The following is a 14,057-nucleotide window of genomic DNA, read 5'->3' as shown; positions in this document are numbered from 1 at the left end:
TTTTATAACACCCAAACTTACAACCCTTTATGGTGAGACGAGTATTGAAGGTTTTAGTGGTTGTTTTATTCTGCCAATCGGCCTATGCGCAAGTTACTTCTGACTGCGGTAGTGCTGTTCCCATATGCAATAATACCCCTATTAATGGAGGGGCAAACGGTTTTGGGAGTGATGACTTCAATGGAGCGAACTCTAGTGGATGTTTGGAACGGTCACTTTCTGGGGTTATTGAATCCAATTCTGGTTGGTACAGGTTTAGAACCATGGCAGCTGGTCAATTAGGGTTTAACATTGGCCACGATAGTTCTGAAGACTGGGATTTTGCATTGTACAGAGCAAGTGATTGTAACAATTTGGGAGATCCAGTAAGATGCAATTTCTTTGATAACAGCGAAAATAAATCATTTATTGGTGTTGGGGAAGACCCTACTGGTGATGAAAATTCGGTGCACTATGAAGATTGGCTTGATGTAAATGCAGGAGAGGATTATTTTTTGTTGATCAACAATTTCAGCAACGTAAATTCTGGTTTTTCCATTCAATTTACAGGAAATGTTTTTAGTACAAATCCAACTGATGCGTTGGATTGCTCTATAGTGAACAATCTATTGGGTTCTCCAATTGCGGCTTGCGAAGGAGATGCCATTACATTGGATGCTACCATGATAGGAGCAACCAGTTATACATGGTATAGCGATGCCGGAAGTGGATTTCAAGTAATTGCTGGAGAAGTTAACCCTACATTGAATGTTATTGGTTCTGCAATATATAGAGTGCTCGTAACTACTGCTACAGGCTCAATTATAAGTGATGTGCAGGTGGCTTTTAACCCAGTGCCGACAACTGGAATGCTAATTGACGAAACTTTATGTCATGTCTCTGGGATGATCATTGACTTAACAACTAAGGATACAGAGGCGATAGGTGCCCAAAACCCCAATGATTTTCTTGTGAGCTATCATAATTCTCAAACAGATGCAAATTCTGGAACCAATCCTTTACTAAAACAATATCCAAAAAGTTCAGGGCAAGAAGTTATCTATGTAAGAACTGCTTCTTTGTCCAATCCAAATTGCTATGACGCCTCACAAAGTTTTACCATTGATGCAATTGAAACACCAGAGTTGACCTTTTCTGAGAATGAAACGGTATGTGACGGAGCCACTATCACTATTGGAGAGACTATTCCCAATCCATCATATACCTATCAGTGGAGTACCGGGGAGTTAACGCCAAGTTTGGTAGTGTCACAAGAAGGAGCGTATGAGCTAACGGTCACACATTCTTCGGGTGGGGTGAATTGTTCAGCTAGTAGAACGGTTAACGTGTCCATCTCTGAAGTTCCTGTAATATCGGTAGATGTGGATTTTAGAGACCTAAGTCCAAGCAATACGGTTACAATTACAAATGAAGCGGAAGGAGATTTTGAATACAGTTTGAACGGAGGTCCTTATCAAACCAGTTCGGTTTTTAACGAGGTGCCAGGTGGTACGCATACCATAAGTGCTAGAGATGCCTTTGGATGTGGGGTGGTAACAGAGAGTTTTGTTGTTGTAGGATTTCCGCCGATTTTTTCTCCCAACGGAGATGTGCTTAATGAGAGTTGGCAAATAGAAGGACTTTCAGTATTGAACACGCCCATAGTAACTATATATGATCGTTATGGTAAGTTGATAAAACAATTGACCGAGTTTAATTCAGGATGGGATGGTAGTTTTAACGGGAAACCACTTCCGTCGACTGATTATTGGTTTAAATTATCCTATTTGGACAATGACGGAAACCGTGTCAATGCCAAACACCTTAAGAACCATTTTTCATTGAGAAGATAGCTAAAAGTGCATTTTATCGATTAAGTGTATAATTTTTCGGTTAAAAAATACTAAAACCAGGTTTTAGGGAGTTATACAGGTTAGATTCTAGAATAACCTTTAGCCCCAAATTCTATGAGAGCTCTATTTTGCGCTATCTGTTGTTTTTTTCTTTTCTCTATTGGCATAAATGCCCAAAATTCTCCAGATTGTAGAACAGCTATTCCTGTTTGTGCGGATGCACCAATTACATCCGTGCTTGATGGCGGTGGTGATATTGATGATTTTGATCCAGATGTTATAACACAATCGGGTTGCTTGGAAAAAGGAAGTGTTGATTCTGCTAATTTGGAGAACAGCTCAGCTTGGTATGTTTTTAGAGCAGGTACAGATGGGCAAATTGGGTTTGATATTCAAGCGCTTCCTGTGACTCCTGGAAGTGTAGTTACTTCTGAGTTGGATTTTGCGTTATATGGTCCTTTTGATCAGACTGCCAATCAAAACTTCTGTACTTTAGTAGGTGGCGGAGCGGAACCCATACGATGCAATTATGAAACCAATGATACCAATTACACGGGTGTAGGTGTAAACTTTGCAGATGGTAGGGTAGGTGCACCTTTTGTTAAACAAAGCCAGAATACTTATGATGAATGGTTGGATGTGAGGGCAGGTGAAATATACTACTTGTTCATCAACAATTATCGCACCAATTTTAATGGTGATCCGGAGCCATTTGAATTGATTTTTAGAGGAAGTTCTGTAGAAGCTGACCAAAATACTGCCCTGGACTGTACTTTGCGCGATGAGTTCTTGGGATTGGACATTATTGCCTGCGAGGGCGATCCCGATATTGTATTGAGTGCTTTGAATTCTCCGGCAGGCCCAAATATTGCCAATATTACTTGGGAACTGGATGCTGATGACGATGGCACTTATGAAACAACCTTGGCAACAGGTGCGGGACAAACGGAATGGACCGTGACCAGTCCAAATTCCGGACGATATAGGGTGACCATAGAAACTACTTTTGCGACAATAATCCAAGACGATATTCTTATCACCTTTTTTGCAACCCCAACACCGGCTGATATTGATATTGTTGTTTTGGATGATTTTGTTCATAGTGAGCAAACTGATCCTTATAATGTTGAGTTTGTTCCGGTAGGAAACGGGAACTATGAATATTCACTCAATGGGGGAGAATTTCAAACCGATCAGATATTTTCAAATGTGCCTCCGGGGCTGAATTCTGTTGTTGTTAACGATGTAAACGGTTGTGGCACCTCTGAACCCATAGAGTTTTTAGTGGTTGGTTATCCAAAATTCTTTACTCCCAATGGGGATAGTAGGCATGATACATGGAATGTATTGGGGATTGAAGAGTTGACAAATCCTGTTGTTTTTATCTTTGATCGTTACGGAAAATTGTTAAAACAGTTAGGTGTTGGTAGTGCTTGGGATGGCACCTTTAATGGTAGGGCATTGCCTTCTTCTGATTATTGGTTCCGGTTGGATTATGATGATTCGGGTGTAGTGTTGGCGCGCTCTGTTAGAAGACATTTTTCCCTGGTTAGATAAACAAAAAAGGCCAGATACTTCCGGCCTTTGATTGTTGCATTTTTTTGAATCTAGAATTTTAAGGTATATCCCAAGGTAATATTGGTATTTATCCTGTTGATCATGGCAGAACTATTGATTCCCGATTCAAACAATAATGTATTTATATCCTGCTCAGACCTACTAAAAGCAAGGTCTAATCTGCTTCCTCCAAAATTATACCCAATACCTCCAGAGAAACCTGTCAGATCACCAACAATATCACCATTTTCATAAGGGCTTTCTTCATATTTATAGCCTGCTCGTAAACTAACTTCTTCAATTCGGAATTCACCACCGAGTCTATAGGTGTTCGTTGGACCCAACTGATTGGAAATAAATTCATTTTCTGAGGCAAAACTTGGGTCAGTGGTTGGGCGGAGTTCGGCCTGTGACATATCTTGATAACCATAATCAAAACTCAAAAGGCCATCTTTGCCAAAAACAACGGCAACACTTCCTGTAAGTTTGGCCGGTGTCTTTATTCTGTATTCTTCAAAAAGATTTACAATGCTAAAATCTATAGAACCAATGTCTGGTTCTGCCAAGGTGGAATTGATGCGTTGCGATGTATCATCCGTTAGCTCATACCAAGTAGGGGACTGGTAACTGCCTCCAACTCTTATGTTTTCATTTAGTTTCGCTATACCACCTAAACTGAATGAGAAACCATAGCCTTCGGAATGAAGGAAATTGTCGAAAGCTGTAAACTGAACAGGGGAATCAGCATTATAGCCATTTTCATCCAAGCGGGTAAATTTATCATAAACCATGGAGTGAAAATTCAAAGACGCTCCCAAGTACAGATTCTCTTGATATTGCCCTGCAAAATTCAAAGTGAATTTGCTATTATATCCGCTTACACTTTGCAAATATTCTTGATTTACATTGGTGTACTGAGCATTAGAGAAATAAGAAGTGTTGGGATTGACATCTTCTGTGGGCTCAATCAATCCAGCTTGAAAGCCAAGAAAAGCTTGTTGTGTTGCAAAACCGAGATTTGTTCCTATATCTAAATAAGCTTCCTCTATGCGTTCACCTTGCTGCACCCTTAAATTACCAAGGGTTTGCCCTTGCGCAAAGTTCAGGAAATAATTGTCTATTCCCTGGGATGTATTCCCTGCAACAAAAAATTCATTGTCAAAATTTTGAACCATGTCATAATTGAAGGCCAAAGCAAGTTTTTTCCAGGGACTGTCTGTTGATTTGAAGACAAAAACCCCACCAACTTGGTTAAGGTCTACTGAATTTATATCGGTATTTCGAGTGTTATTTCCAAAAAGGGCATCATTACTTACATTGTAATTGGAACCAGAAATGGTAAACTGACTGTAGTTAAAAACCGCAGAACCTGCAGGGTTAACGTTCAAGGAAGACAAATCCCCTCCTAAGGCGCCAAAAGCACCTCCCATGGCCTGGAATCTAGCGGTTCCTAGAATATTTTCTGTGCTATAGCGTAAAACATCATTTATATTTTGAGCACTTGCATAGGCGCATGCCAATACCATTATGAAAGTTGAGATTCTTTTCATTTCCAATGATTTAGTTTATACAATAAAAATTTTGAAGGATTTAATGTCTTCTACTACTTCTACCAGATGAAGATGATGATCTTGCAGATCCAGACGATCTGCTGGAGCCGCTAGAACTTCTGTAGCTGCCAGAACTTCTAGAGCTGCTTCCTGAGCTCCTATAGCTTCCGCTACTTCTAGAACTTCTGCTTGGACTGCTACTTCTATAACTTCCTGAGCTTCTAGAGCTACTGGAAGGTCTTCTATAGTTGCTACTTCTTGGCGCTGTTCTTCCTGAAGACTGATAGCTTCTTGAGTTTCCGCCAGATGTTCTATAGCCTGAAGAACTTCTGTTGACTGTGCCACTTCTTCTATAGGTACCGCTACTTCTTGTTGATGGTGAGGTACCATAAGAACGATAGGTTCTGGAACTTCTATTGTAGTTAGGTGCGGTGCGGGTGCTTCTGCTACTTCTATAGCTTCTATTTCTTGAAATGGCATCTGTGCCCACAGACCTTCTTGCTACTGTTCCACTACTTCGATATGTCCTGGAACTTCTGCCCGCAGATGCTGTTCTGCTAGCATTAGATCGCCCAGTGCTGGTTCTATATCTAGAAGCATAACCACTTCTTCTCGATGTTAGGTTGGATCTTCCACGTAGTGATGTTCCTGGAATAACGTTATTGGAGTATCCCCTTCTGCTGCGGTTATACGCATAACCTCTATTTCCATAATACCCTCTGTAAGGTCTACCATATCCGTAATTATAATATCCACCCCATCCATACCTATATCTGGAATGGCCCCAATAAGGGTAATTCCAGCCATAATATCCAGCATAACCCCAACGGTTCCATCTCCAGGGATTGTTCCATCCATAGTAACCTCCCCAGCCCCATCCATTCCACAACCAAGGGTCATTCCAACCCCAACCATAGCCTCCCCAGGCCCAGCTGTTGTCATATACATTTATAGATATGCTGGTAGGGTTGTCTCCCCATCCTGGGTTTCCGCGATACGTATTGTTGTTTGCAAAATAACTGGTCTGCTCTCCCAATGGAATGCTGTCATTTTGAATATCACTGCTATAGCTATCTACATCGGTGAAAATCTCATCTTCTAAAATCTCATTGTATTCATTTGCCTTCTGTCCAAAATAATCACCGTAAATATCACTCTCTTGTTTCTCGATTCTAACAGCTTCCGCCGATTTTTTTTCAACACCAACCACTCTATTGCCATTAGAATAGATGCCGTCATCGTCATAATAAGATGCTTGTTGGTATGAGCCACAGGAGGTAAGTAGAATGGCCATGACAACTGTTGTGACAAGAATTTGAAATCTGGGGCGGGGTATAGACTTTTTCATTATACAATTTTTATTGTTGAACATACTAAAAATAGTTAGTTTTGCCCAACTATTTCTAAGATAAAGTCACAAGTTTTGTGCCAAACTACAGTAGATGGGTAAAAAATTAACGAGTAGAAGCGAGGATTATTCCAAATGGTATAATGAACTTGTTGTTAAGGCTGATTTAGCTGAAAATTCAGGAGTTAGAGGATGTATGGTGATTAAACCTTATGGTTTTGCCATATGGGAAAAGATGCAAGCTCAATTGGATAAAATGTTCAAGGAAACTGGGCACGAGAACGCTTATTTCCCACTTTTTATACCAAAATCTTACTTAAGTAAGGAGGCAAGCCATGTAGAGGGTTTTGCTAAGGAATGTGCAGTTGTAACCCATTATCGCCTTAAAAATGCAGAAGATGGAAGCGGTATAATAGTAGATGAGGATGCGAAGTTAGAGGAAGAACTTATTGTGCGACCTACATCTGAAACCATTATCTGGGATACGTATAGAAAGTGGATACAGTCCTATAGAGATTTACCTTTACTTGTAAACCAATGGGCCAATGTTGTACGCTGGGAAATGAGGACACGCCTGTTTTTACGCACGGCCGAATTTTTGTGGCAAGAAGGGCATACAGCCCATACGACCAAGGAAGAGGCTTTGGAAGAAGCAGAACAGATGATGCATGTTTATGCGGAGTTTGTTGAAGAATATATGGGTGTGCCCGTAATTAAGGGGACCAAAACGGAAAGCGAACGCTTTGCAGGTGCTGAAGAGACCTATTGTATTGAGGCTTTAATGCAAGATGGAAAAGCATTACAGGCAGGAACTTCACACTTTTTGGGGCAGAATTTTGCGAAAGCGTTTGATGTAAAGTTTGCCAATAGAGAAGGGAAACAAGAATATGTTTGGGCCACATCATGGGGAGTCTCTACAAGACTTATGGGGGCTTTGGTTATGACGCATAGTGATGATAATGGATTGGTGCTTCCACCTAAATTAGCACCTATTCAAGTGGTGATTGTCCCTATTTATAAAGGATTGGAACAATTGGATGCCATTTCTGAAAAGGTAGATCCTTTGGTAAAAGAGCTTCGCTCTAAAGGAATTTCGGTTAAATACGATAAAAGGGATACGCACAAACCTGGATTTAAGTTCAATGAGTACGAGCTTAAGGGAGTTCCTGTGCGTTTGGCAATTGGACAGCGTGATCTGGAAAATGGAACCTATGAAGTTGCCAGAAGGGATACACTTCAAAAGGAATCGGTACAAGCGGAGGATATTATAGGTAAAATAGAATTGTTGTTAAAAGAGATTCAAGAGAACATATATCAAAAAGCTCTTGATTATAGAGCGGCCCATATTACCCAGGTAGATACTTACGATGAGTTCAAGAGGGTAATTGCTGAAAAGGGAGGATTTGTTTCTGCCCATTGGGATGGAAGCATAGAAACTGAGGATAAGATTAAAGAAGAAACCAAAGCAACAATAAGATGTATTCCTTGGAAAGCGGAGGAACAGCAGGGAGTATGCATGGTAACAGGAAAACCGTCAACCCAAAGAGTGTTGTTTGCAAAGGCTTATTAAAGCCGTTAAAAAATATAATTTACTGTTGCAAGACTTAAAAATAGTTGTATTTTTGCATCCGCAAATTATGCGACCTTATGGCCCGTTCGTCTAGGGGTTAGGACGCCAGGTTTTCATCCTGGTAACAGGGGTTCGATTCCCCTACGGGCTACGAAGTTCAATGAAAGATTGAAAATAGTATTGTTTAAACAATGTTGTTTTGAATTAAAATGGCCCGTTCGTCTAGGGGTTAGGACGCCAGGTTTTCATCCTGGTAACAGGGGTTCGATTCCCCTACGGGCTACTAAAAGGATATTAGAAAGTATAAATTAAGAGAATGGCAAATCATAAGTCAGCATTAAAAAGAATTAGAAGAAACGAAGCTGTACGTTTACGTAATAGATATCAGCACAAAACAGTGCGTAATGCTATTAAAAAATTGCGTGGCGAGGAAGATAAGAAAGCTGCTGAAGCATTATTGCCTACCGTAGTGGGTATGATCGATAAGCTTGCCAAGCGAAACATTATCCATAATAATAAAGCGGCCAACTTGAAGAGTAAGTTGATGAGTAAAGTTGCAGCAATGTAATTTTTTGTGCCGAACAACATAAAAAAAGCGCCTTAAAAAAGGCGCTTTTTTGTTTTAAATATTTGTGTGGGTTTAATCCTTAAGTTGTGATTCGTTTCGATAACCTGTTGAATCCTTATACCAATCTTCGTAAGTGTTTCCACCGGAAGTGGCCCATTGATTGAAAAAGTTGTACGCCTGGTTTATAGGAACACTTTCCTTTGGAGGTTTAAAATTATGAACAATGTTAATGGCCCATGGGAGACCAGAATCAGTTTGATAATTTCCGTCTACATCTCTATTTACGCCCTCCACAGATGTATCATTTACACCTAAAGTTGTTCTAAACCTGTTGGGCAGGTGAATTTCTCTGCTTCTATCTTTCGCAACGATCAAGAATGGGTTAAATGGAGCTATACCTAACTGGGCCGTTGTAATGGGAGTTGTGAATTTTACAGATACAGTTGTTGGTACATGCAGCATAGTCTCATTATTGTCAAACAATATGACAACAGCTCTATTTTGTCCCTGCTCCAGTCCGTTTGCTGCAACATTAATGTATCCTTCGGTTAATACCGTACCAGTTACCGATTCTACCAAACTTGGCGGAATACTTTCAAATTCAATACCAAAAGCATTGATTAATGCGGCTCCGTCTGAACTTACTTCAAAATGTATGTTTAACTCAACAACCATATTATCTGAATTTAATACAGCCACAAATCTGTAATTCACAGCGGTGTCGTTAAAATCATAATCTCCCAAGAATGGCCATAGGTCTTCAAATGCTACGGTTCCCCACCCATATTTACTGGGTGTGAATTGCTCAAACGCCTTATCTGGATCGTCAGGGTATTCATCATTACTGTCGGTAATGCCATCTCCATCAGTATCTGGATCAATTGTTACTTCATCAAAAATTCTGAATGTGGTAAGGTCATTTATAGTTCTGTCAAATGATACACCAGATGTGGAATTAGGGCCATAACGGTATTCCCACCCTCCGGTTTGGGTATCCATTACTATAAGGTTGCTACTGCTGCCATTATTGGCCAGCCATAATTCTTGATTTGAATCAAAAGTCATGGAAGTAGGTGAAAAAGGCAAATCTTCACCGCTGATACGCGTGGCGTCATACTCTCCGCTAGAATTTAGCTCTAGTTCATACAAACCTGAAAAGGAACATAGGAAAATGGTTCCATCTTCTGCAAAGGCCAAATCTCCACCATTTTTTTTGTGTAGACCATTTATTGCCCAGTTAGATAGGATGTTGGCGTTTTGAGGATCTATGGAGTAGAGTTTGTTTCCTGTTGAGAAGTACAACAGACCATCATTTGCATTATAATCCAATCGTGGACCTCCAATGCCTAAATCACCGATCGTTGTCCATGAATCGTTAACGATGTCATACTTCATTAATGGATAAGGTTTGGATCGGCCAATTGAGTACAAAATTTTGTTTTCTTGATCTATAGCTGCTGTCCAGCTACCCATGGGCATATCACTTATAAAAGTATAATCGCCTGTAAGCGGGTCAACTTGGAACATTTCACCAGCTCCGTTAACACAATACAGGTAATCTTCTACCATAGGTTTAGCGGATGAAGCTCCTTTTCCAGATGGGGATGAATAGGTATAAGTAACTTCTTCAGAGGTTATGTTTACGACCTCTGAGGTATAAGTGAAACCTTCTTTTCTTCTAATGTATAGTTTCTCATAATAGATTGGAACAACAAAAGTGTGTTCAATTTTTCCACCAGAGGGCATACCACTAAATATGATATGATTTAGGTTGTCCACAGATATTTCCACACCAGTTTCTTCCTCATTTTCTTCGTTCAAATAGGTTATTTGTTCACCAGTGGAGATATCGTCGTTATAAGCATATACATCATACTTTGCACCTGGAGTGTTGTCGTTGATTGTAAGTCTTACTTCTTTTTCTGTTTTGAACTCGAATCCGGTTGGAATTTTTAGTTCTGTGATTTCCAGCTCACCAACGGGAACTTCTGGTTCTTCGGTTTCACCTTCCGTTTCCGGTTCTACATTGACATCTAAACTATCTTTAACGCATGAGGTAAAGGTAAGTGTCATTACTAAGCATAATGTAGATAAAACAATTTGGGACGTTTTCATCTCTTAAGTATTTGCTTGGACCAGATGTCCAAATTCTTGATTAAAACTATATATTACTGTATTTTCAATGACCCAATTTCAGGTGGGTTGCATTGATGTGTCGATAAACGGTATTTTTTCTTCGATTAAAAAATTATATAAATTTCAACATCAAATTGAACGAAAAATACTACAAAATCATATGTTTATTCGATGAACGGTTTGGTAAAGTTGTGAAAACCGTTAAAATTGTTGTGGTTGAATGATTTTACCTGAAGGCTTTTCTTTGCCCTATTAAAAAACCAACAATAAATAGCGCATACATGACGGCAATGAGTATCAACAAAAATTGATGAAGATTGTATTCATAATAAATGTCAGGCGCATCAAAGGCGGCAATAAAGATGAATGGGAAAAAGATATAAAAAACAAGGAGTCCCAAACTTGTCCAGAAAAGCAGGTTACGTGTTAATGAAAAGGCGCTTTCCTCTATCTTTTTCTCTTTAAAATATAGAACAACTGCCATTACTAAAGTGATTGATGCTACTAGATCTGCATAGTATAGACTGTTGTGAAAAGGGTTTTGAAAGAATACGCTGATAACGTAGCTTGTTAAGCTGATAATCATACCATATTTAAGGCATTTCTTATGAACTTCTTTTTTTAGAACCTTCCAGTATACATAATAGAAAAAGGAGAAGGTAACAATTGAGTATATATTGTAGATGATTACGTTGTGCCATGAATATCTTTCATCAGAAAAGAATTGAAACTCATCTGAATGTTTAACAAAGTAACCCAAGAGCTCCGTAAAAAATGTATAGATAATAAATATTGGAAAATACTTTAGCGCAGTATCAAAGTAGCTTCTGTAACGTACAACCGCAACTATCCATGTTATCAAATACAGAGGGATATAATAATTTTCTTTAAAAAGGTCTATGAGCTCTTGGGTCATAATATTTTAGTAATCTGTGTGGGGAGGTGGGCCACTGCTACCTTTGTCCATAGCTAAACTTTGCCTGCCATAAACAGCAGTAGGTGCTGAGCTGATAGGAATTAAGCTTGCGTATGATTTATTGCTTTTTTCAGAGCTATGGCCAATTCCATTTGCACCAACAGCATCTTTTATAAGCTTTGCTTTTCCATCTTCCCCAATATAAAACCCATAATCTTCTCCATCAACATTCATGGTAGGTACAACAAAAACGGAATTCTGTCTTGGATGAACTACTTTTCTTCCATCCGGAAATTTCTCTTTATTTGGGTAATTGGCAAAATAAAATCGTAGTGAAGTAACATCCACATTGGCTGCCTTAGCTTCTTGTTCTACAAAGGCTATATATTGTTTGACCGTTTTAAAATCAAAGGAACTAAACCTTGCTACATTAAAACTATCATCTTCATGCTGTTCTTTCTCAAATTGCTGAATTAAATCTACACGGTTGCGGGTATAGTTATCGTATAAGGACTTCGATTCTTCCAAAGAGATGATTTGTTCGGGTGGTTTTACTTTTTCTCTGGGCTCTTCATGAGGTTCGTCTTTTTTAGGTTTTGGTTGGCATGCTCCTAAAATTAGAAACATAACTACCAAAAAAGAGGTGGTTACTTTTTTTGTGTTTTTCATACGTAAGTGTTTTAGTTTATAGGGTTTTGAGGAAACTGATTAAAGATATGTTTTTTCTTTAAAATGAATTCATAAAAAAACCCTTTGAAATTAATCAAAGGGTTTAAAAATTGTGAAATTTAAGAACTTTTTATGTAAGAAAACTACTCATTCATAGTTAACAGGAACTCCTCGTTGTTTTTGGTTTGCTTAATGCGTTGTTCCATAAACTCCATAGCTTCTACGGGGTTCATATCTGCTAAATACTTACGCATTATCCACATACGTTGAATAGTGGTTTCATCCAATAACAAATCATCCCTTCTGGTGGAGGAAGAAATAAGATCAATGGCTGGGAAAATCCTACGGTTAGAAATTCTTCTATCCAGTTGTAGTTCCATATTACCTGTTCCCTTGAATTCTTCAAAAATAACTTCGTCCATTTTAGAACCTGTTTCAGTTAAGGCAGTCGCTATGATAGAAAGAGATCCTCCATTTTCAATATTTCTTGCCGCACCAAAGAAACGCTTTGGTTTGTGTAATGCATTAGCATCTACACCTCCGCTCAATACTTTACCGGAAGCCGGTTGTACTGTATTATAGGCTCTTGCCAAACGTGTAATGGAATCTAAAAGAATAACAACATCATGGCCGCATTCTACCAATCGCTTGGCTTTTTCCAGAACAATATTCGCAACGCGCACGTGCTCTGTAGCCTCTTTATCAAAAGTGGAGGCAACCACTTCGCCACGCACATTACGTTGCATATCGGTAACTTCCTCCGGGCGTTCATCAATCAAAAGAATAATTTGATATACTTCTGGGTGATTAGCGGCAATGGCATTTGCAATATCCTTAAGTAACATGGTCTTACCTGTCTTAGGTTGCGAAACGATCATTCCACGCTGCCCTTTGCCAATTGGGGAAAACAAGTCCATTATTCTTGTAGATAATGTACTTTGCCTCTCTGCCAACTTAAACTTTTCTTTCGGAAATAATGGGGTAAGGTGTTCAAATGAAACCCTGTCACGAACAACCTGGGGGTCCAAACCGTTTATTTTGCTAACCTTAATTAAAGGGAAATATTTTTCACCTTCTTTAGGAGGTCTAACATTTCCAAGAACAGTGTCCCCGGTTTTTAGGCCAAACAACCTGATTTGTGATTGAGAAACGTATATATCGTCAGGAGAAGAAAGGTAATTGTAGTCAGAGGAGCGTAGAAAACCGTAGCCGTCCTGCATAATATCCAGTACGCCTTCACTTTCAATGATACTGTCAAACTCAAATTCAGGTTCCTTGTACCTGTTTTTTAAGTCCTTATCAAAATTACTGCTCTTTTTCTCATGTCCACCGCTTCTTTGGTGTTGACTGCTTCTTCTGTTGTTATTTTGGGTTTTTTGATGCCCATTTTGTTTGTGGTGCTCCCTTTTTTGAGGTTGAGATTTTGGGTCTTCCTTTGTCTCTTTGGTTGTATCAGATTCTACCTTTTTTTCAGTAGTTTCAATAACCGTTTCCTTTTTTTCTTTTTTAGGGAGAGGTGCTCTTGCTCTCTTGGGCTTTGGAGCAGTTTTTTCTTGAGGTGCAGCAGGACTTTCCTTTATTGCTTTTGGATTGGAAGCCTGTACGTCCAGTATCTGGTAGACCAAATCCAGTTTTTTTAGGGTCTTAAATTTGGGAACATTTAGTCCTTTTGCAATTTCCTGTAATTCAGGAAGCTTTTTAGCTTTTAGATCTGAAATCTCGAACATTAAATATGAATAAATTAAACTTGTCTTATCGAAATAAATTGAAGTAAAAAGTTATTGGGGTACTACGATAGGAAAGATTTCCTTGGGTAAGTGCTTCGCTAATAACGACACAAGTATACAAATTATTTTCAACAATAAGCTTTCATTTACCGAAAAGACGCTTATTTTTGCCTTCCGAAAGCAA

At 39.1% G+C, this 14,057-nt stretch carries 10 protein-coding genes and 2 tRNA genes; 6 read left to right on the top strand and 6 right to left on the bottom strand.

The annotated features are described in order from the left end of the window. Window positions 1-29: 29 nt before the first annotated feature. A complete protein-coding gene (locus CRO15_RS18110; RefSeq protein WP_097047268.1) occupies window positions 30-1,832 on the top strand; it encodes a T9SS type B sorting domain-containing protein in 1,803 nt (600 codons plus the stop codon). Window positions 1,833-1,946: 114 nt separating this feature from the next. Next, entirely contained in the window at window positions 1,947-3,389 is a 1,443-nt protein-coding gene (locus tag CRO15_RS18105; RefSeq protein ID WP_097047267.1) for a T9SS type B sorting domain-containing protein, read from the top strand. Window positions 3,390-3,439: 50 nt separating this feature from the next. On the opposite strand, the gene CRO15_RS18100 is transcribed toward CRO15_RS18105, so the two are convergent. Together CRO15_RS18100 and CRO15_RS19665 are read right to left on the bottom strand one after the other, a co-directional pair. Beyond that, entirely contained in the window at window positions 3,440-4,939 is a 1,500-nt protein-coding gene (locus tag CRO15_RS18100) for an OmpP1/FadL family transporter (RefSeq protein WP_097047266.1), read from the bottom strand. Window positions 4,940-4,979: 40 nt separating this feature from the next. Further along, complete coding sequence (locus CRO15_RS19665) at window positions 4,980-6,287, bottom strand: hypothetical protein (protein WP_133067288.1); 1,308 nt, start codon at window positions 6,285-6,287, stop codon at window positions 4,980-4,982. Between the two features lie 94 nt (window positions 6,288-6,381). Here CRO15_RS19665 and proS point away from each other — a divergent pair, with 94 nt between their 5' ends. From proS to rpsT, 4 genes are all read left to right on the top strand, one after another. Further along, window positions 6,382-7,857: a proline--tRNA ligase gene (gene proS, locus CRO15_RS18085; RefSeq protein ID WP_097047263.1), complete on the top strand. Its 1,476-nt coding sequence runs from the start codon at window positions 6,382-6,384 to the stop codon at window positions 7,855-7,857. Between the two features lie 79 nt (window positions 7,858-7,936). Continuing rightward, window positions 7,937-8,008 (top strand) — tRNA-Glu (locus CRO15_RS18080). A gap of 60 nt (window positions 8,009-8,068) precedes the next feature. Beyond that, window positions 8,069-8,140, top strand: a tRNA-Glu gene (locus CRO15_RS18075). A gap of 33 nt (window positions 8,141-8,173) precedes the next feature. Continuing rightward, complete coding sequence (gene rpsT, locus CRO15_RS18070) at window positions 8,174-8,425, top strand: 30S ribosomal protein S20 (protein WP_097047262.1); 252 nt, start codon at window positions 8,174-8,176, stop codon at window positions 8,423-8,425. 72 nt (window positions 8,426-8,497) lie between these two features. Here rpsT and CRO15_RS18065 read toward each other — a convergent pair whose 3' ends face one another. The 4 genes from CRO15_RS18065 to rho form a co-directional block, all read right to left on the bottom strand. Beyond that, entirely contained in the window at window positions 8,498-10,540 is a 2,043-nt protein-coding gene (locus tag CRO15_RS18065; RefSeq protein WP_097047261.1) for an LruC domain-containing protein, read from the bottom strand. 247 nt (window positions 10,541-10,787) lie between these two features. Next, complete coding sequence (locus CRO15_RS18060) at window positions 10,788-11,477, bottom strand: hypothetical protein (RefSeq protein ID WP_097047260.1); 690 nt, start codon at window positions 11,475-11,477, stop codon at window positions 10,788-10,790. Window positions 11,478-11,483: 6 nt separating this feature from the next. After that, window positions 11,484-12,146, bottom strand: a complete 663-nt coding sequence (locus tag CRO15_RS18055; protein ID WP_097047259.1) for a hypothetical protein — start codon at window positions 12,144-12,146, stop codon at window positions 11,484-11,486. 143 nt (window positions 12,147-12,289) lie between these two features. Next, window positions 12,290-13,873 (bottom strand): transcription termination factor Rho, encoded by a 1,584-nt coding sequence (gene rho / locus CRO15_RS18050; RefSeq protein WP_097047258.1) that lies wholly within the window; start codon window positions 13,871-13,873, stop codon window positions 12,290-12,292. Window positions 13,874-14,057 lie beyond the last annotated feature (184 nt).

The organism is Flagellimonas pacifica, assembly GCF_900215465.1.
Taxonomy (GTDB): domain Bacteria; phylum Bacteroidota; class Bacteroidia; order Flavobacteriales; family Flavobacteriaceae; genus Flagellimonas; species Flagellimonas pacifica.
The sequence above is the reverse complement of the archived record's forward strand: the minus strand, read 5'-3'. Positions and strand labels throughout refer to the sequence as shown.